This window comes from Vibrio sp. FF145 (genome assembly GCF_041439075.1).
GTDB lineage: Bacteria > Pseudomonadota > Gammaproteobacteria > Enterobacterales > Vibrionaceae > Vibrio > Vibrio tasmaniensis_A.
In genome coordinates this window covers 1-17,262 of record NZ_JBGONH010000040.1, presented here as the reverse complement: position 1 = coordinate 17,262, position 17,262 = coordinate 1, and the positions used below count along the sequence as shown (strand labels likewise).

Below are 17,262 nucleotides of genomic sequence, written 5' to 3'. Positions count from 1 at the left end.
TCAATTAACAGGCGTTAGGCGACAACGAATAAATTCATCCATGGAGAAGAGAGTGATCGTACGGACTGCGACGAAAGAAGACTCAAGTGTCTTGTTAGAGTTTATTGAACAAAAAGCTGACTTTGACCGGAGTATGAAAGGGTTTAGTGGTGAAATCTCGACAACTATAGAGAAAATCGAACGCACATTATTCGGTGATTACGCATTTGCCCATGCATTAATATTGGAACGGAATTGTGAGCCTTTTGGCTTCGCACTGTATCACTATCGATATTCATCCTTCAGTGGAGAGCCATCAATCTGGCTTGACGACCTATTGGTAACAGGAAATCAAAGATCAAAAGGGTATGGCCATGAACTTATGTTGGCTTTAAAGTCACAAGCGGAGTCATCATATGCCTCTCACATCTCATGGACGGCAAGTCCACATAATAAGAAAGCGCATGATTTCTACAAAAGGTTGGGTGCAGAGGTTGAGCGAATGGATGATCAAAGACCTTATTTCCGTTGGGCAATGTGCGATTCGTAAATGAATCAAAAGGGAACTATGAAAATAACGACGCTGGTTGACAACTCTCGACTGGATAACAGGAAAGATTTAGCCGTTGAGCGCGGACTATCACTGCATATTGAAACTGAATCGCTAAAGATCTTGTTCGATATGGGAAGTGGCGATACGTTTTGTCAAAACGTACCATTACTGGGTATTGATATTAAAGATGTAGACCTCGCTGTCATATCACACAGGCATCATGATCATTGTAATGGCACCGCTGATTTTGTTGCTCATAACTCTAAAGCCAAAGTGTTTCTGAAAAATTGCGAACAGAAAAGCTATCATTTCCGGGCTTTCGGTTTCAAAAGTGATGTCGGGATCAATCCGGACTTACTAGAAAACAGCAACGAGCGGTTAGTCTTCGTTAATCGTACTACTGAGATCGCCCCAAATGTCTTTGCTATCACAGATATTAGCGTGAAACACGAACAACCTAAGGGTAATAAATACCTTTATACACAGTCGGAAAATCGACGGGAGCGCGACTCATTTGATCATGAATTACTGTTAGTGATTAAAGAGCCAGATGGTTTAGTTATATTCACGGGATGTGCGCATAGTGGCGTTCTTAATATGGTTGATACAGCGGTTACTCTGTTCCCAGGAGATAGAATAAAAGCGGTTGTCGGGGGCTTCCATCTAGTGGGCTTACCATTGTTCAATAGTATTGGTGGCACAAAGCAAGACATTAGAGAGCTTGGATTGACGCTGTCTCAATACCCCATTGATAAACTGTATACAGGGCACTGCACAGGCAAGAAAGCTTATGGCCTGTTGAAAGAAGTATTAGGCGAGCGTTTGGAAGCAATGCCGATAGGTCGGCGTATTCATGTGTAGCGTTGGTCAAACCTTAGCTGTACGTTTGTCACTTGGTAAGAATTAAGGAGTTTTAAGTGAGTCAGGAAGTAAGAGTAGGTGTCGCTGCGGTTATTCTACGTGAACGGCGAGTGTTACTTGGAGAACGAATTGGTTCTCACGGCGCTTATACGTGGGCTACGCCGGGCGGACACCTTGAATGGGGTGAGAGCATTGAAGAGTGTGCCAAACGCGAAACACTCGAAGAGACTGGCTTGGTTGTTAATGCATTTGAGAAGCTCTCTTTTACCAATGATATTTTCGAGAAAGAGAACAAGCATTATATAACGCTGTTTGTTGTTGCTTCTGATGCTAGCGGCGAACCACAGGTGACCGAGCCTGACAAATGTAAGCAATGGAAATGGTTTAAGCTAGATGAGTTACCTGAGCCATTGTTTCTTCCTCTGACGAATCTGTTGAGCGATCCGGTCATCCTTGGGAAGCTAGCTTAGTAAAACAGATTCTCCTCATATCTTTAATTGAATGACTAAAGGATCAATGATGACATTACGAGTAGTTCCTGAGCTTTATTGTTTCGATATTAATGTGAGCCAATCCTTCTTTGTCGATGTGTTGGGATTTGAAGTGAAATACGAGCGCCCAGATGAAGAGTTTGTTTATCTAACGCTTGATGGTGTTGATGTGATGCTTGAAGGGATGGCGGGCAAAAGTCGAAAATGGCTTTCAGGTGACCTGGAATTTCCTTTAGGGCGTGGCGTTAACTTTCAATGGGATGTTATCGATATCGAACCACTTTATCAGAGAGTTAACGAAAGCGCCGCTGATTCTATTTACTTAGCGTTAGAGTCGAAGTCTTATCAATGTGGGGGTTCGATCGCGATTCAGAAGCAGTTCATCGTTCAAACTCCAGATGGTTATCTCTTTAGGTTCTGCCAAGATATTCGTTAACACATAAGTATTATTAGCTACTCATTTATTACGAGAAACACGGCTAACTAAGTACCCGTATAAACAAGGAGAGTAGAGTGGTCAACATTCGGGAAATGGACATTTCAGACTACGACTCAGTGATCGCGTTGTGGTGCCAGACAGAAGGCATGAGTATTCGCGATGCCGATTCGAAAGAAAGCATTGCGAGCTATTTAGATCGTAACCCTGGTCTGAGTTTTGTGGCTGAAAATAACAACGAGATCATTGGCGCTGTGTTAGTCGGAACGGATGGACGTCGTGGGTATTTACAACACTTAGCTGTCTTGGCCAACTTCAGAGGGCACAAGTTAGGTTGTAAGCTTGTCGCAGAGGCGGTCAACGCCCTTGCAGGGTTAGGCATCCCGAAGACCCACTTGTTTGTCTATAACGACAACATCAATGCTCAACAGTTTTACGAAAAATTGGGCTGGTTTCCTCGAGATGAAGTTCGAATGTACTCGTTTAATAGCTCGGATAATAGTAACGTTTAGCCTTAAAGGTTAGTGTTGGCTGAGCGTTAATTTGTAACAGGTTCGCGCGCATCTTCCCAATATCAAAACAATCCTTGGAGTATTTAGAAATGTTGTTTTTTAGTCTGTCTAAACCATTGATTCAAGGCTCCGAGTTATGTTCTGAGCTGCTCAATTTCTTAACCGAGCATAAGAGTGATTTCGAAGAAAAGTTAATCCCTGATCTGTCATACATCGATGATATGGCACATGTGGTGAACGGTATCAAAATCAAAGACGTTCTACACATCAATGCGAATCAATACCGCCTTCAATATTCGTTTGATTGGGAGCTGTTTCTAGGTTGTTCAGATAGGAACGAAACTGGTGTCGAGAATGGAAGCGTTCTATTCACACTTGAGGATGATAACGTTCTTAATATCAACTTCCCAAACTACGGTTCTCGAGACACTAGCGATGAGCTCTAGTCGGTTTTTCGTGCGTGTTATACAGAAGGAACAACAATGATAACTATTGAAAGGCTTCAAGAATCACATGTGGCGTTAGTTCAGGCCATCCAACTCGCCGATGAACAGGTTAAGTTCGCTGGTACAGCTGCAGAGTTTTTATTAGACGGCAGTGAAACGACGCACTTGCACGTGATTAAGTCTGATAACGAAGTTGTTGGTTTCTTTAAGCTGGATATCGCTTACGCAGAGCACTACGAATTCTGCCCTGAAGGAAGTATTGGCTTAAGAGCTTTTGTGCTTGATAAAAACCAGCAAGGTAAAGGTTTAGGAACGGGCACGGTCAAAGCTTTGTTTCCATATTTAAAAGCGAATTACTCAGCGTATGAGTTGATTTACTTAACCGTGAATTGCAAAAATCCCGCAGCATTCAACTGTTATAAGAAAGGCAGCTTCGAAGATACCAATGAACAGTATTTAGGTGGCGCAGCAGGCCCGCAATTTATCATGCGCGGTCAAATCGTTTAGTCACATAAATAGGTTAATTGTCGAACGACAAACGATCTAGGGAGGGAACATGTCAATTACATCAGGAATAGCTCTATTTGTTGCGATGTTACTATCTGCAGCCATACCGGGACCCAGCGTTCTCGCAGTTCTGTCGAGGTCTCTAAGCTTTGGTTGGAAACAAGGCTTGTTAGTGGTGCTTGGCGTACTAATCGCGGATTACATTTTTATATTCTTAGCTTTGTCTGGTTTATCAGCTTTAGCTAGCGCAATGGGTGAATTTGCTACGGTAATTAAATATGTAGGCGTTACCTATTTGTTTTGGTTGGCTTACACAACATGGACGTCAGATGTTAGTGAATCATCGAGTACATCTTCGGAGCAAGGAACGAAAGCCTCAAGCGTGACTATCGGCTTATTGATGACAGTTTCAAACCCAAAGGCGATTTTGTTTTACATGGGTTTCTTTCCCGCATTCATAGACCTAAAAACATTTACCACAACAGATGTGATGATGATTTTGGTGATTTCAACTGTAGCTGTAGGTGGAGTATTGAGTCTCTATGCTTGCACTGCCTCTAAAGCTCGTTTTGTATTTCAAGGGCGCTCAGCAAAGATGCTATTGAACAGGTTATCAGGTGGTTTTTTGGCGACTTGCGGTGCTTTGCTAGCAACTAAAACATGAGTACTCTTAGGACTGTTTTAACCATAACACCAAACTAAGTGTTAACACCTAGTGTCTTTGCCTGCTTCATGGCATCATTCCACGTAGCTAAAACCCCAACAAGGTATGTTATGAAACAGAATATTGTCCACATTGCACTCGTGGTAAAAGACTACGATGAAGCGCTTGATTTTTATGTAAACAAGCTTAAGTTTGATCTCATCGAAGACACGTATTTACCAGAAGAAGATAAACGCTGGGTTGTTGTTGCTCCACCAAATTCAACCGGTGTGAGCCTGTTACTTGCTAGAGCTTCCAAGCCAGAGCAACACGATTTCATCGGTAACCAAGCTGGTGGACGCGTATTCCTATTCTTAAACACCGATGACTTCTGGCGTGATTACGAACGCATGACGTCTTTGGGCATTAACTTTGTCCGAGAGCCTAAAGAGCAAGGTTACGGTACCGTTGCTGTGTTTGAAGATCTTTACGGTAACTTGTGGGATCTGCTTCAGTTAAACCCTGAACACCCTATGGCTAACAGGTAGATAAGCTAAGGCTCATTCGTGTGTTGCTCAAGCTCAATTAAAGGAAGCTCATCGTGGAAGAAATCAAAGGCATTCTAAAATTCATGGTCGAAATTGAACAATTAAAGGATGTTCATCGACAGACAAAACCAGTTGGATTGGATCGATATGAAAACTCCGCCGAACACAGTTGGCACGTCTGTTTGAGCGCTCTTATGTTGAAAGACTATGCCAATGAACAAATCGATATTACGCGAGTGATGAAGATGTTACTGATACATGACCTTGGGGAAATCGATGCCGGAGACACCATCATTTACAACATATCCAAAGACAAAGTACTGACCTTTAATGGCGAGCGTATCTCTAAAGGCAGTCGTGCTCTATGGAAAGAACTAGAAGTGCAACTTGAAGGTGCTGCGGACAAAGGGCTATTAAAGTAAAAGTTAGCTATCTTGCCAAGTAATGGCAAACAAGTTTCACCTAACAACGTTTAAATTAAACCCGGGAATTCATAGTGTTACTTTAGAGTAGCGAGCTAATTTGCTCATAACTTTATGAAAATATATAGATTTAACTCAACATGTGGCATATTTGCCATGTGTTGAATTTGTGCTTTGAGTTAAGGCTATAGATATTATGTATGGAAGTGAGAAGACGAGAGCGTTCTGCTGTAACTGTAAGAAACTTACACTGCATAGGTACACGATGTTCAGTAGCCAAGTGCAAAAGGCACCACAAGCTGAAGATAAAGAACCGAGTTTACTCCAACGAATTTTATCGGAGTTTCTATCTTTTGGTGTTACAGGTTCGGGCGCGACAGGTGATTACAAATGTACCCAATGTGGAACATATTTGAATACACCAGACAACCTCGACTGAGTTTGTGAGTTTGGCTTAGGCAAATAAAAACGGGAAGACCTCAATGATCTTCCCGTTAGATATTACTTAACTCATCGTGCTATTGGCAGTTTTGAGTGAGAAGCCTTATGCGCAACACTTCTTGTATTTCTTACCGCTGCCGCAAGAACATGGGTCGTTACGGTTAGGGGTCTTTTCAAATGTCATCGTTTTTGGCTTGTTCAGTAGAGTATCAAGCTCGATGGTGTTCTCTTCTTTGTCTGCGTCGACTGTAACAGTAACGAAGATAGTATTTTCAGCGGCTAGTGCTTCAACTTCTGCTTTGCGCGCTTCAGTTTGAACCATTACAGCGATTGGAGATTCTTCAGTACCCGCTTTTACATCGCGGTTTACGTTGTAGCCAGCAAGAACGTGGTTCTGTCTTGTTTCGATACGGCCTTTGAAAAATAGTTTCGACATTGGGTACTCATTAAAAATGTTGAATGGCGCTATTTTTAATGGCGATAGCGCAATGGAGCGGGGATTATACGCATATATTGCAATTGATAAAGCAGTGATGTGAGCAAACGCTGTTTGGTTTTTGTTTGCTAGTAACGGTTTGCTCTCTAGCATTGTTCGGATTGGACTAATTTTCAAATTCAAGACAATAAGGTTTCCCTCAACAGGGCTTCAAGTGATAAATTGAAATCGTCAATTTAAACAACGAGATACACCATGAAGCTAGATGCCATCCTGTGGGATTACGATGGAACCTTAGTCAATTCAGTTCCAAAAAACATCGCAATAACCAAAGACATTATCTCTGTGGTCGCGCCACACTTATCAGGTGATAATTTACCCAAATATTTGTTGAGTGAAGCACTCTATCACGAAGCCAACCACGGTGCTAAAAACTGGCAAGCCTTGTATGTCGACTATTATGGGATGTCTCATGATGAAATGTTGATCGCTGGTGGTATGTGGGCAGAGCATCAAGAGCAAAATCAAACTCCCGTAGCCTTGTTTGAGGGAATGGAAACCGTGATCAGTCAGTTCGCGCACCTTCCTCATGGGGTTTGCTCGCAAAACTCTCAATTGAATATTCGAACTGTACTCGATAGCTACGGTATCGGTGGGGTGTTTAAGTCAGTTGTTGGCTATGACGATGTATCGAATGGTAATCAAAAACCGCATCCGTTTGGCGGCATGAAGTGTGTTGAGAACATATTTGGTGAAGCTCACTCTAAAGAACTGTGTTTGATGTATATCGGTGACCATGAAGCGGATACACAGTTTGCTCGCAATATTGAAGTAGCACTGGGTAAGAACGCAAAAGTGATCGCGGTAGCTGCGGGTTATAGCCGTTCTGAACCTGAAAATTGGCAAACCAAGCCGGACTACATTGCTAACAGTGTCGATGATCTTTTAACGATCATCGGTAAGTACGCATAGAAAACTAAGTACGTATAGAAAGCTAACGTACACATAACGAAGCCGACGTTTAAAAATCACCACACGTAAATGACTTTAAGGAAGAATAATGACACCAAAAGACGTGGTATTAGGATTTTGGGATGCAATGCGCACCAACGATTTTGCAAAGGCAAGTGAATGGCTAGCCACAGATTTTAAAGGTTATTGGCCTCAGTCGTCTGAATTGACGGTAGGGCGCGACAACTTCACGGCAATCAATGCTGAATACCCAGCCAATGGTGTTTGGGAGTTCACGCTCAATTCAATTGTCTGTGAAGGTGATACGGTAGTAACGGACGTTTCGGTTACAGACAGTGTATTGAAAGACCGAGTGATCACCTTTCACACGGTTGTTGATGGCTTAATTCAAAAGCAAACTGAGTTTTGGCCAGACCCATTCGAAGCGCCGGCTTGGCGATCGCAGTGGATTCAGGTTGTATCGAACAATTAGTTTGTGTCGATACGATCAGTTTGTAACGAAAAACCAGGTCGTATCGAATAATCAGGTTATAACAAACAAGTGGCATTAGGAGGTTTCATTGAACAAGGTAGTGATTGTAACAGGCGGGAGCCGAGGCATTGGCGCGGCGACATCTAAATTGTTGGCCAGTAAAGGTTATGCCGTATGCGTTAACTTCATACACAATGAATCGCGAGCGGAAGAGCTAGTTAATGATATTCGTGAACAAGGCGGAACCGCTATCAGTGTTCGGGCGGATGTGTCTGTTGAATCGGACGTGAAATCCTTATTCGAGATTGCACGTAATAAGCTAGGCCCAGTGACTCACTTGGTCAATAATGCCGGGATCTTGTTTACCCAGTCACCTTTGGTTGACATCGAATTGGATCGCTTTGAAAAGGTGATGAAATCGAACGTATCAAGCTGCTTCCTTTGCAGTAAAGCCTTTATTAAACAAGCTGACGGTGCGGGTTCTATTGTGAATGTATCATCTGCTGCTTCGCGAACGGGCGCACCGTTTGAGTACGTGGATTACGCAGCATCGAAAGGTGCGATGGATTCACTCACCAAAGGCTTATCGCTTGAATTGGCTTCACGCAATATCCGAGTGAATGGCGTAAGGCCAGGCTGTATTTATACTGAGATGCACGCAGACGGCGGAGAGCCTGATCGCGTAGACAGACTCGCTTCGCAGTTACCATTACAACGAGGTGGCACACCAGAAGAAGTCGCTAACTCTATCGCGTGGTTATTATCGGACGAGGCTTCGTATGTCACCGGCTCGTTTATTGATATTGCAGGCGGTCGGTAGGGCACGTTGGCCTTTGCACTAAGATAAACAAGTTAATACCATCAACACGCAACACAAGTACCTAACTAAAAGAACGAAACTAAGAGTACAAACATGAAAAACTATTTTGAGAGCCCGTTTGTCGGAAAGTCACTGAAAGAACAAGTGACCAACCCAAACATCATCGTGGGCGAACATAGCTACTATTCAGGTTATTACCACAATCACAGCTTTGATGATTGTGCGCGTTATCTGCTACCTGATAGAACAGACATCGACAAGTTGATCATCGGCAGTTATTGCTCGATTGGTTCAGGTGCCGTATTTATGATGGCGGGAAACCAAGGCCACCAAAATCAGTGGGTCAGCACTTTCCCGTTTTTCTATCAAGACGACGAGAAGTTTGAAGGTGCGATCGACGGCTTTGAACGCTCTGGCGATACTGTGATTGGTAATGATGTGTGGATCGGTACAGAAGCGATGATCATGAGTGGTGTTAAGGTTGGTGACGGGGCGATTATCGCGAGTAGAGCGGTTGTGACCAAAGATGTAGCGCCATACTCGATTGTCGGTTCAAACCCTGCACGTCATATCCGTTATCGATTCGATGACACTGAGATTGCTCAGTTGTTAGAAATGAAATGGTGGGAGTGGAGCGAAGAACAGATCAAAGGCGCGATGTCGTTGATGTGCTCTTCAGATATCAACGGGCTTTATCATTATTGGAAAGCGATCAAGTAATCGCAGTCCCCGATATAGCCACGCGTGACAATGTAGCCCCTCATGGTGTTTATACAAGAATGCTCAAACAAGTGAAAATTTACTGAATTGAATCTATATATGACAAGACATCTAACGCGTCTTGCTTTGTGATAACACCTTGCCATGCTGGCATACCTTGTTCTACGTTACCTTCTAAAATGTCATCCGCCAAAGAACTTGGACTGGTAAAAAAGCCGCCTAGTTTATTAGCGATATTGGCGGGCTTGTGTGGCAATGAAGCGGCAGTGGGGCCATCACCGTGTCCTTTGTCGCCATGACACACCCGACAAAGCTGCGTGTATTTGGCTTTGCCATTGGCAAAGTGCCTCGCATCGATTTCTGAGGCTGCACTTGCATTAAACGTCATCATTGAAGCGACTAAGCCTAAAAAAGCTAACACGTGTAAATGGTTCATGGTTTTCATTGTTTTGTTCTCGATTATTATTTAACAATGAAAGAATAAGCAGGCGTGAGTAGAAGAAACGTGAATGGGTTAAGCTGGATTAAGCTAAGTTTAGAAGTAGGTTTAGAAGCAAGTTTAGTTTCGGACGAACATCAATGTGATTTGGGTAAATGATTGATTATATGCATATTGCATAGTATGGCGTGTCGCATTAGCGTGGTGGATGAATTGGAGGGGTATTATGATTAGTTGCAACGATTACGATTATATTGAGATTGTGTGTATGCACCGATACCCAATCAAATTAACGCTGAAGTCTGGCGAGCAGATTGAATGTGTCGGATTAGATACTCAACGCAATGATAGCCGTGAAGAGTGCATTAAGGTCAGTATTCAAGGTGTAGAACAACTTGTCGTACTCACTGATCTTTCCACACTAGAAGTCTGTGTCAACAATCCTCATTTTCAGCAAATTTCATTCAAAACGTCATAGGCTTTCAAATGAATAACACCATAGAACAATGCTATTGCACCGCGTGCAGAGAAGACACACAACACGTTGTTGTGTTGGTCAGAAAGACCAGTGCGTTTGCAGACAAACCTAACCAAAAGCGAAGCGAGTTTTGGGCAGGCATGATAAAAGGTTGGTTCCTTGGCCCGTTTATCGCGTCAATGGATGAGTTTTCTCGTCATCTTGTCTGTGAAAAGTGTGGCCACAAAGAGATACAAGATTAGTTAAGATTTTACATAGTTAAAACGTCGATTGGCTTAGGAATAAAACGAATGAAAGTAGAAACGATTGAAGCCGTAAAGGCGTACGGGTTTTCAGTAAGAACCACTAATACCGATGAGATTGATCCAACAAAAGCAAAGATAGGTCAATTATGGCAAGGTTTTTTCGATCAAGCTTTTCCTAAGCTGACACCAGATTCAAAAGTGTATGGTGTCTACACCAATTACGAGTCTGACTTTACGGGTGAATTTGATGTCGTCGCTTGTACTAGCGCACTCACCGATAACAATTTAGATGCGCTAGTTGAAACCGAAATTGAAGCAGGTAAATATCTGACGTTTTCTGCTGAAGGTGAACTTCCTCAAGCGGTCATCGATTTATGGGGCGAAGTGTGGGCGTACTTCAACGCAGCAGATTGCCCACATGTTCGAACTTACACGACAGACTTTGAATTTTACAAAGGCGAAACTGAAGTCGAGATTTCGATAGCGATTCAATAAGCTTTGGGTTGTCGTTAGTGATAGTCAAATTTAGTCATTAGCAAAAGAGCCGCTCTGTACGAGCGGCTCCTTTTATTGGGGTACACCGCTTTAATGAATTGGGGTACACCGTCTAAATAAATTGCGGTACACCGCTTTAACAAATTGTGGTCTACCGTCTTAACAAAGGTCAGCTACATCATTCTCATGAAGTAAGGAATAATCAGGGCGTTCGCTAAATCAATGAAGAACGCGCATACCAATGGCACGATGATGAAGGCTTGTGCTGAATGCCCATACTTCTGACTTACTGCCGACATGTTTGCCATGGCTGTCGGTGTTGAACCTAACGAAATCCCTCCGAACCCAGCACATACAACAGCCGCATCATAGGTTTTACCCATTGATGGGAACACGATGAAGATATTGATTATCACCGCGAGTAGCAGCTGCATTGCCAATATCGCGAAGATAGGACCCGCCAAGTCAATGAGCGTCCAAAGCTGCATGCTCATTAGTGACATCGCCAAAAATGTACCCAGGGAGATTTCAGCAATTAGGTCGATAGCGGGCGAGCGTGTCGGCCATTTTGCGCCCGAGATTCTTGGGTAGGAGTCTGGCATTACGTTGGTGATCACGATACCCGCAAACAAACACGATACGAACAGTGGAAGTTGTAATCCTGTTTGACTGATCAATTCATTAAGCAACGCGCCGACAATGACACAAATATGGATCGCTAATACGGCGTCCAAAAATTGAAATGATGTGAGAGCTTGTTGTTGCTTTTTGGCCTTTGAATCGATTGAGCCTGATTGCTCATCGGTAGGTTTGAGGTTATGACGCTTGATGAGAAACTTTGCAATAGGACCGCCCATAAGGCTGGCTAAAATCAGCCCGAACGTTGCACTGGCGATACCAATTTCCATTGCGCTTTCTAGGCCGAATTCTTCTGCAACCTTGGGTGCCCAAGCAATCGCGGTGCCATGTCCGCCAATCAGTGAAATACTTCCGCTGAGTAGACCAAAGACAGGCTCTAGGCCAAACATTGATGCGACAGAAATACCGACGATGTTCTGCATGATCATGAAGAAGATAGTGATTGCTAGCAAAATGACCAAGGGCTTTCCGCCTTTGAACAGGTCTTTCAAACTTGAGTTAATACCAATCGTGGTAAAGAAGTAGACCAACAATACATCGCGAGCAAACAGATCAAACTGCACTTCAATTGAGGTCGTCGTGTAAAGAGCCGCGAACAGAAGCGATGCCAAAATCCCGCCAGAGACAGGTTCTGGAATACTGAACTCTTTCAAAAAACCGATGACCTGATTGAGCCTCCGACCGATAAATAGAACCACGATCCCCATGGTCACTGCAAAGAATGACCCGAGATGTAAGATGTTGTTTTCAAATTCCATAGTGATCCTTGTAAAGGTGAAATTATGACGTGATTTTTGATTGCCAGATTGGGCTTTAATAAGCAACTAGATTAGCATTATTTGTTATATTCAAATGATAAGAAGTTTTGAAATTCCGGATCGGCAACAAGTTGTTTGTTACCTTCTTCAATCAATAGGTCGACGTTTTCTTTGTCTATCATAAAGTCCGTCGGAATTTGATTGAGTAAGTATCGCTTGGCACTGTTGTCTGATTTATTCAAGCTTATCTCAATGAAGTGGGGAGAAACCTTACGACCTTGATGAGAGGCCAGATCCGACCAAGACTGCAACTCGTCGACGATCAAATCTTTTGTTGTGTCGTTATAGCGATGCAGCTGGATATCGGTGATGACGTCCACCGTTTGTTTCATGGAAGGCGCTTCAATCGACTCTCCAATGCCAGATTCTGGGTTCGTCGATGCATCAACCGAAATGATGACAATAGGACGCGCGTGCTGGGTGTCGTACAAGTTTTTCAGCTCTTCATTGTCGTTGTAACGCAAGTATTCAGACATCTCATACACCGACAGCAAACCGAGGTTGTCAGTAATCCCGCCATCCACAAGGTGGAGATAACTCACGTCATCCTTATTGCTATATGACTCTAACGACTTGATCAGATTTCGGTTGCGGTAACTGGTGGGGTCGAATGAGGGTTGTATGTGTTCTGTTTTGTTGCAGTTATTTTTGTTCTCAAGCACGACAGGAGTAAATACAAAAGGGACAGCAGAAGAGGCGGCCACCGAGCTAGAGACGGAATAGCTGTTTAAGTCTGAACAAATCAGGTCAAAGTACTCTTGTGTGAATGAAAAACGCGAACCCGTTGAAATGTCGGTTGCGTTAATCACAATGTAGGGCGCATTTTCTCGGTGCATGTCGGCAAACGTGCTTTCGCCGAAGATGTTGGCTTTGTAATAGTCGGTGGCTTTGTCTGTTCTGGTGGCGTACGAGAACCAATAAGTAGGAGATAAAAGGATGGAAAACAGATCTTTCGAGACTTCGTGATAAAGGAACGTTTCTTCGTAATCTTCGAATATCTGGTCGCCATAGATACCATAATAGGCGGCGGTAAAGCTGCCACCGGATACCGAGCTGATCATATCGACTTCATCTAACAGATTGACCGTTTCACCATCGATTTGGATGTTGGTGTCGCGCAATGCTTGCAACACGCCATATGAAAGCGCTGCCGCACGTGTGCCGCCACCAGAAAAAGAGAGGATTAACGTGACTTTGCTATTGGGTTTATTGAAGCTCTTCGCCGTGTAGGCGTGATTCTGCTGCGCGGCAGATTGGCCTGTGTTGGTTGCTTTGTTTTTCGCGCTACAGCCTGAAAGGGCAAGCGAGACGGCCACTAACAGTGAAACTTTCGCGAACCCTTTAAAATCGGGACTAGGTGTGTTGAACGTATTCACTTTGTTTTTTGGCATAACGCATTTCAAACTAACGTTGAGGTTGAGTGAAAGGCTATTTTCGTTGATATCTAATATGCCATCAATGGCGCCACCTGCAATTCAGTGTCACGATTTTCATAACAATCTCGAGGTAATCAAGCTTATTTAGAACTGTTTACAGTCATCTCCAGGAATCTAGAGTTATCTTCAGCAATTTAGAGTTATCTTCAGCAATTTGGAGTTATCTTCAGCAATTTGAAGTTATCTCGTGTAATTCATAGCGACTTAATGCTACCCAAAAACACAATCTTGCTTGGTTTCATTCCACAAAGGGTATTGCTTCATGACTTGGGTGTAGAGCTTACTTTCCAAGTGCGCTCTTAACCAACGTCCTACGTTTTGGTATTCAGATTGCACAAACCACTTCTTTTCGACCCGCACAAACTGGCTGACAAAAGGCATCACGGCAAAGTCGGCTAAGCTTGGGGTTTCTCCGAAAAAGTAGGGCTGATCGGTGAGTAGCGCTTCTAACTGACTAATGAACGCTTCGCAGGCTTGTCGACGTAGTTCAACATCGATGTTTCGGTAACGAACAGACGCTCTGTACTTTTCTAAGTGGGCAATAAAATCTTCATCGTTGGTTTTGATGAGCTGGTGGACTTGTTGGCTCAGTGTTGGATTACTTGAACGCAGAAGATCTTGAGGATCGTTTTGCTGAAGTGCCCAGTTCATCACATCCAAGCTCTGCTCAATGATTTGTCCATCTGGCAACACCAATACCGGAACGGTACCTTTTGGCGAACTGGCCAATAGTTCACTAGGCTTGTCTTTGGTAACGATTTCTCGAAGTAACACTTTTTGCTGTGATAGTGCGATGCCTATTCGTCCGCGCATGGCGTAAGGGCAGCGACGTAAAGAATAAAGGATAGGTAAATCGGATTCGTTTGGCATTATTGAGGTCATTTGGTTTGAAAAGTGTTGTTAGGTGGTAAAGAGATCGTGATGTAGGTAGAATACGCGGCTTAAAAATTATAAGTAAGTGAGCGACTTCAAAAATGAGCAGAAAGATTGAGTTATTAGCCCCAGGTGGCGATGTAGAGGCGATTAAAGCCGCTATCGTAGCGGGTGCTAATGCGGTTTATTGCGGTTTAGACACCTTCAACGCTCGTAACAGAGCCTCTAACCTATCGTTAGATGAGTTGAATGGTGTGATTCGCCTTGCTCATGAATACGGTTGTGAAGTGTTTCTGACTCTTAACGTTGTGCTGCTGGAGCATGAAATTAAGAGCATCACTAAACTGTTGAACCAGCTTGTGAACACTAAGCTTGATGGCATCATCGTCCAAGATCTTGGTTTGTTCGATTTGGTGAAAAAGCATTTCCCATCGTTAGATGTTCACGCATCGACTCAGTTAACGACACACAACGAAGGCCAGATTAAGTTCTTGTCTAAAATTGGCGCAACACGCGTTAACTTGTCTCGTGAATTGAACCTGCCAGAAATTAAAATGCTGACGGAAGTGGCACACGATCACGATGTTCTAACCGAAGTGTTTGTACATGGCGCTTTGTGTATTGCATTCTCTGGCCAATGTTACTCGAGCTCAGTAAGTGTGGGTAACTCAGGTAACCGTGGTCGTTGTAGCCAAGCATGTCGTGATGAATACGAAATCACTGATGCAGGAAACAAGTTTCCACTGAACCTGAAAGATAATTCAGCGTACTACGACCTACCTGAATTGGTTGACGCGAAAGTCGACTCATTGAAAGTTGAAGGCCGTATCAAAGGCGCACACTACGTATACACAGTTGTTGATACGTGGCGCAAACAAATTGATAGCTTTGTAGAAAGTGGTTTGTTGATCGAAGACGATTCAAACCTGCACAAAGTATTCAACCGTGATTTCACTAACTCTTTCCTTAAGGGCAACCTAACGAAAGACATGTTCATTGATAATCCTCGTGACAACAGCATGAACTACGCCGTTGATAAAGCGACGAAAGAGAACAATGAAATCTCAGTGGTACAAATTCAAGAAGTGACCAGCGATCTTTATGAAGCGAAAAATGCCCTAGGCAGTGAAATGCGCGACAAGATCGAGTTCCTTGATATTCGTAAAACACCCGTGTCATTGTCGTTTAGCGCTAAGGTGGGTCAACCATTTACGGTGACAGTGAACACACCAAAAGAAAACTTTACGGTTCAATCTCAATCCTTATTGGCAACAGCTAAAGAGACTTCGATTACTCAGGCGTTACTTGAGAAGCGTTTCAAATCAGTGAAGAGTGCGGTTCATACGCTTGAAAACTGTAACTACGACAACTTAGATGAAGGTCTGATTCTTCCTTTGAAAGAAGTGTCGGTCTTAAAAGACGAAATCGATTTCATCTTAAATGGTTCTGTGAAAGTGATTAAGCACGTTGAAGTGCCAGCACTGCCTCAGCAACCAAAGGTTAACGAGAAGCCAACCATGTCGATGCTTATCGCTGATGTGGAAGACTTGCACCTGTGTGACGTAACTGACGCGGATGTTTACTTCAAACTGCCGGAAAGCTTCAAGAAGCGTTGTAACAAGTACATCGACATCTTGGCAGCAAACCCACGTTTGATTCCTTGGTTCCCAGCAGTATTGATCGGTAAAGATTACGACGAAGCGGTTCGTATTCTTGAAGAGATCAAGCCAGCTCGCATCGTGACCAACAACACGGGTATTGCTTACAAAGCTTACGAGATGGGAATTGAGTGGGTTGCAGGCCCGTTCATGAACACCACAAACTCTCACGCACTGGTTACGCTGAAAGAAGAGCTGAACTGTGCCGGTGCTTTCATTTCGAACGAGATCAACAAAGGTCAGATTCGTCATATTCGCCGCCCAGAGAACTTCAAACTGTTCTACAGCATCTACCACCCAATCTTGATGATGACCAGCCGCCAGTGTTTCTTCCAAAGAACCGTGGGTTGTAACAAGCCAAGCATCGAAGCGGGTTGTATGTTGAAGTGTGAGAAAGCGACCACGATTACCAACGTGAAAGGCATCTCTTTCGCGGTTGATAAACAGAAGGGTGGCTACCCAAGCATTTACAACCACGAACAGTTCTTAAACCATGACGCTGTAACGGATTTCTCAGGTCTGTTCGACGAATTCTTCATTGACCTGACCAACATCGGCGCGGGTTCGAAAGAAGTACAAGACAAAGCAGAGCTGATTAAACATTTCCAAGGTTTGATTAACGGTGTTGATGGTTCACAACAGAACCTAGAACAGATGGTTGAAGTTCGAACTAATGCTCAGTACGTTCAAGGTTTATAGGGTGCAAGGTCTATAGGGTTCAAGGATTGTAGGTCTATAGATTTATAGGCTGCACGGCTTATAGCTTCTAAAGCAAAGAGCGTTCAGCTTCAAGGTCTATAAGTCTTAACCGTTTATAACCGCTTATAAGCACTGCGAACCAATAAACAAAAGGCCACTCAATCGAGTTAATGCCGATCGTTTAAGAAGACTTGAACGATCTTGCAGTTAGCAGATAATCCCC

At 43.5% G+C, this 17,262-nt stretch carries 24 protein-coding genes; 19 read left to right on the top strand and 5 right to left on the bottom strand.

The genetic code is table 11. The features are described 5' to 3' along the window. The first annotated feature begins 40 nt into the window (after nt 1-40). From ACED42_RS15300 to ACED42_RS15250, 11 genes are all read left to right on the top strand, one after another. On the top strand, nt 41-529 hold the full coding sequence (locus tag ACED42_RS15300; protein WP_371703188.1) for an N-acetyltransferase family protein: 489 nt from the start codon (nt 41-43) through the stop codon (nt 527-529). An 18-nt stretch (nt 530-547) separates the two neighbouring features. Next, the gene (locus tag ACED42_RS15295; RefSeq protein WP_371703186.1) at nt 548-1,393 is read left to right on the top strand and encodes an MBL fold metallo-hydrolase; all 846 of its coding nucleotides are present in this window, start codon (nt 548-550) and stop codon (nt 1,391-1,393) included. Between the two features lie 56 nt (nt 1,394-1,449). Then, nucleotides 1,450-1,863: an NUDIX hydrolase gene (locus ACED42_RS15290; protein WP_371703185.1), complete on the top strand. Its 414-nt coding sequence runs from the start codon at nt 1,450-1,452 to the stop codon at nt 1,861-1,863. A gap of 49 nt (nt 1,864-1,912) precedes the next feature. Beyond that, nucleotides 1,913-2,320 (top strand): bleomycin resistance protein, encoded by a 408-nt coding sequence (locus ACED42_RS15285; RefSeq protein WP_371703183.1) that lies wholly within the window; start codon nt 1,913-1,915, stop codon nt 2,318-2,320. A gap of 77 nt (nt 2,321-2,397) precedes the next feature. After that, nucleotides 2,398-2,832 (top strand): GNAT family N-acetyltransferase, encoded by a 435-nt coding sequence (locus tag ACED42_RS15280; RefSeq protein ID WP_371703181.1) that lies wholly within the window; start codon nt 2,398-2,400, stop codon nt 2,830-2,832. An 89-nt stretch (nt 2,833-2,921) separates the two neighbouring features. Next, nucleotides 2,922-3,278, top strand: coding sequence for a hypothetical protein (locus tag ACED42_RS15275; RefSeq protein ID WP_371703179.1), 357 nt, complete (start codon nt 2,922-2,924; stop codon nt 3,276-3,278). Between the two features lie 36 nt (nt 3,279-3,314). Beyond that, nucleotides 3,315-3,785 carry a GNAT family N-acetyltransferase gene (locus tag ACED42_RS15270; protein WP_017099895.1) on the top strand — a complete coding sequence of 157 codons (471 nt, stop codon included), beginning with the start codon at nt 3,315-3,317 and terminating at the stop codon, nt 3,783-3,785. Between the two features lie 49 nt (nt 3,786-3,834). Then, nucleotides 3,835-4,449: a LysE family translocator gene (locus ACED42_RS15265; RefSeq protein ID WP_012604019.1), complete on the top strand. Its 615-nt coding sequence runs from the start codon at nt 3,835-3,837 to the stop codon at nt 4,447-4,449. A gap of 110 nt (nt 4,450-4,559) precedes the next feature. Next, the gene (locus ACED42_RS15260; RefSeq protein ID WP_009846821.1) at nt 4,560-4,976 is read left to right on the top strand and encodes a VOC family protein; all 417 of its coding nucleotides are present in this window, start codon (nt 4,560-4,562) and stop codon (nt 4,974-4,976) included. 53 nt (nt 4,977-5,029) lie between these two features. Continuing rightward, on the top strand, nt 5,030-5,398 hold the full coding sequence (locus ACED42_RS15255) for an HD family hydrolase (RefSeq protein ID WP_371703177.1): 369 nt from the start codon (nt 5,030-5,032) through the stop codon (nt 5,396-5,398). Nucleotides 5,399-5,594: 196 nt separating this feature from the next. Next, nucleotides 5,595-5,837 (top strand): hypothetical protein, encoded by a 243-nt coding sequence (locus ACED42_RS15250; RefSeq protein WP_029223182.1) that lies wholly within the window; start codon nt 5,595-5,597, stop codon nt 5,835-5,837. A gap of 105 nt (nt 5,838-5,942) precedes the next feature. Here ACED42_RS15250 and ACED42_RS15245 read toward each other — a convergent pair whose 3' ends face one another. Then, entirely contained in the window at nt 5,943-6,275 is a 333-nt protein-coding gene (locus ACED42_RS15245; RefSeq protein WP_017068336.1) for a PBPRA1643 family SWIM/SEC-C metal-binding motif protein, read from the bottom strand. Nucleotides 6,276-6,530: 255 nt separating this feature from the next. Between ACED42_RS15245 and ACED42_RS15240 the strand changes: the two genes are divergently transcribed. The 4 genes from ACED42_RS15240 to catB all read left to right on the top strand — a co-directional run bounded on the left by ACED42_RS15240 (nt 6,531) and on the right by catB (nt 9,259). Continuing rightward, on the top strand, nt 6,531-7,247 hold the full coding sequence (locus tag ACED42_RS15240) for an HAD family hydrolase (protein WP_269337718.1): 717 nt from the start codon (nt 6,531-6,533) through the stop codon (nt 7,245-7,247). Nucleotides 7,248-7,335: 88 nt separating this feature from the next. Continuing rightward, a complete protein-coding gene (locus tag ACED42_RS15235) occupies nt 7,336-7,719 on the top strand; it encodes a nuclear transport factor 2 family protein (RefSeq protein ID WP_269337719.1) in 384 nt (127 codons plus the stop codon). An 88-nt stretch (nt 7,720-7,807) separates the two neighbouring features. Then, the gene (locus ACED42_RS15230; RefSeq protein ID WP_012604011.1) at nt 7,808-8,539 is read left to right on the top strand and encodes a glucose 1-dehydrogenase; all 732 of its coding nucleotides are present in this window, start codon (nt 7,808-7,810) and stop codon (nt 8,537-8,539) included. 93 nt (nt 8,540-8,632) lie between these two features. Next, complete coding sequence (catB, locus tag ACED42_RS15225) at nt 8,633-9,259, top strand: type B chloramphenicol O-acetyltransferase (RefSeq protein ID WP_017099903.1); 627 nt, start codon at nt 8,633-8,635, stop codon at nt 9,257-9,259. Nucleotides 9,260-9,338: 79 nt separating this feature from the next. Here the strand turns inward: catB and ACED42_RS15220 are convergent, their stop codons facing one another. Continuing rightward, the gene (locus ACED42_RS15220) at nt 9,339-9,704 is read right to left on the bottom strand and encodes a cytochrome c (RefSeq protein WP_102258491.1); all 366 of its coding nucleotides are present in this window, start codon (nt 9,702-9,704) and stop codon (nt 9,339-9,341) included. Between the two features lie 220 nt (nt 9,705-9,924). On the opposite strand from ACED42_RS15220, the gene ACED42_RS15215 reads away from it, so the two are divergent. Genes ACED42_RS15215 through ACED42_RS15205 form a run of 3 tightly spaced genes read left to right on the top strand, consistent with a single transcriptional unit; the run spans nt 9,925 to nt 10,916 of the window. Beyond that, the gene (locus ACED42_RS15215) at nt 9,925-10,176 is read left to right on the top strand and encodes a Rho-binding antiterminator (RefSeq protein ID WP_029223861.1); all 252 of its coding nucleotides are present in this window, start codon (nt 9,925-9,927) and stop codon (nt 10,174-10,176) included. 8 nt (nt 10,177-10,184) lie between these two features. After that, complete coding sequence (locus ACED42_RS15210; RefSeq protein WP_004733848.1) at nt 10,185-10,418, top strand: hypothetical protein; 234 nt, start codon at nt 10,185-10,187, stop codon at nt 10,416-10,418. A gap of 48 nt (nt 10,419-10,466) precedes the next feature. Further along, nucleotides 10,467-10,916, top strand: a complete 450-nt coding sequence (locus tag ACED42_RS15205) for a GyrI-like domain-containing protein (protein ID WP_371703173.1) — start codon at nt 10,467-10,469, stop codon at nt 10,914-10,916. 173 nt (nt 10,917-11,089) lie between these two features. Here the strand turns inward: ACED42_RS15205 and gltS are convergent, their stop codons facing one another. The 3 genes from gltS to ACED42_RS15190 form a co-directional block, all read right to left on the bottom strand. Then, nucleotides 11,090-12,313 (bottom strand): sodium/glutamate symporter, encoded by a 1,224-nt coding sequence (gene gltS, locus ACED42_RS15200; protein ID WP_371703171.1) that lies wholly within the window; start codon nt 12,311-12,313, stop codon nt 11,090-11,092. A 77-nt stretch (nt 12,314-12,390) separates the two neighbouring features. Next, complete coding sequence (locus ACED42_RS15195; RefSeq protein WP_371703169.1) at nt 12,391-13,764, bottom strand: patatin-like phospholipase family protein; 1,374 nt, start codon at nt 13,762-13,764, stop codon at nt 12,391-12,393. Between the two features lie 255 nt (nt 13,765-14,019). Continuing rightward, the gene (locus tag ACED42_RS15190; protein ID WP_029224552.1) at nt 14,020-14,610 is read right to left on the bottom strand and encodes a glutathione S-transferase; all 591 of its coding nucleotides are present in this window, start codon (nt 14,608-14,610) and stop codon (nt 14,020-14,022) included. 173 nt (nt 14,611-14,783) lie between these two features. Here ACED42_RS15190 and ACED42_RS15185 point away from each other — a divergent pair, with 173 nt between their 5' ends. Next, nucleotides 14,784-17,039 (top strand): peptidase U32 family protein, encoded by a 2,256-nt coding sequence (locus ACED42_RS15185; RefSeq protein WP_371703167.1) that lies wholly within the window; start codon nt 14,784-14,786, stop codon nt 17,037-17,039. The last annotated feature ends 223 nt before the right edge of the window (nt 17,040-17,262 follow it).

Bases quoted from the DNA above. Each gene is read 5' to 3' on its own strand.
- ACED42_RS15260 (WP_009846821.1), top strand. From the start codon at position 4,560: ATGAAACAGAATATTGTCCACATTGCACTCGTGGTAAAAGACTACGAT.
- ACED42_RS15185 (WP_371703167.1), top strand. From the start codon at position 14,784: ATGAGCAGAAAGATTGAGTTATTAGCCCCAGGTGGCGATGTAGAGGCG.
- ACED42_RS15300 (WP_371703188.1), top strand. From the start codon at position 41: ATGGAGAAGAGAGTGATCGTACGGACTGCGACGAAAGAAGACTCAAGT.
- ACED42_RS15215 (WP_029223861.1), top strand. From the start codon at position 9,925: ATGATTAGTTGCAACGATTACGATTATATTGAGATTGTGTGTATGCAC.
- ACED42_RS15210 (WP_004733848.1), top strand. From the start codon at position 10,185: ATGAATAACACCATAGAACAATGCTATTGCACCGCGTGCAGAGAAGAC.
- ACED42_RS15275 (WP_371703179.1), top strand. From the start codon at position 2,922: ATGTTGTTTTTTAGTCTGTCTAAACCATTGATTCAAGGCTCCGAGTTA.
- ACED42_RS15240 (WP_269337718.1), top strand. From the start codon at position 6,531: ATGAAGCTAGATGCCATCCTGTGGGATTACGATGGAACCTTAGTCAAT.
- ACED42_RS15270 (WP_017099895.1), top strand. From the start codon at position 3,315: ATGATAACTATTGAAAGGCTTCAAGAATCACATGTGGCGTTAGTTCAG.
- ACED42_RS15250 (WP_029223182.1), top strand. From the start codon at position 5,595: ATGTATGGAAGTGAGAAGACGAGAGCGTTCTGCTGTAACTGTAAGAAA.
- ACED42_RS15205 (WP_371703173.1), top strand. From the start codon at position 10,467: ATGAAAGTAGAAACGATTGAAGCCGTAAAGGCGTACGGGTTTTCAGTA.
- ACED42_RS15220 (WP_102258491.1), bottom strand. From the start codon at position 9,704: ATGAAAACCATGAACCATTTACACGTGTTAGCTTTTTTAGGCTTAGTC.
- ACED42_RS15295 (WP_371703186.1), top strand. From the start codon at position 548: ATGAAAATAACGACGCTGGTTGACAACTCTCGACTGGATAACAGGAAA.
- ACED42_RS15245 (WP_017068336.1), bottom strand. From the start codon at position 6,275: ATGTCGAAACTATTTTTCAAAGGCCGTATCGAAACAAGACAGAACCAC.
- gltS (WP_371703171.1), bottom strand. From the start codon at position 12,313: ATGGAATTTGAAAACAACATCTTACATCTCGGGTCATTCTTTGCAGTG.
- ACED42_RS15285 (WP_371703183.1), top strand. From the start codon at position 1,913: ATGACATTACGAGTAGTTCCTGAGCTTTATTGTTTCGATATTAATGTG.
- ACED42_RS15235 (WP_269337719.1), top strand. From the start codon at position 7,336: ATGACACCAAAAGACGTGGTATTAGGATTTTGGGATGCAATGCGCACC.
- catB (WP_017099903.1), top strand. From the start codon at position 8,633: ATGAAAAACTATTTTGAGAGCCCGTTTGTCGGAAAGTCACTGAAAGAA.
- ACED42_RS15265 (WP_012604019.1), top strand. From the start codon at position 3,835: ATGTCAATTACATCAGGAATAGCTCTATTTGTTGCGATGTTACTATCT.
- ACED42_RS15195 (WP_371703169.1), bottom strand. From the start codon at position 13,764: ATGCCAAAAAACAAAGTGAATACGTTCAACACACCTAGTCCCGATTTT.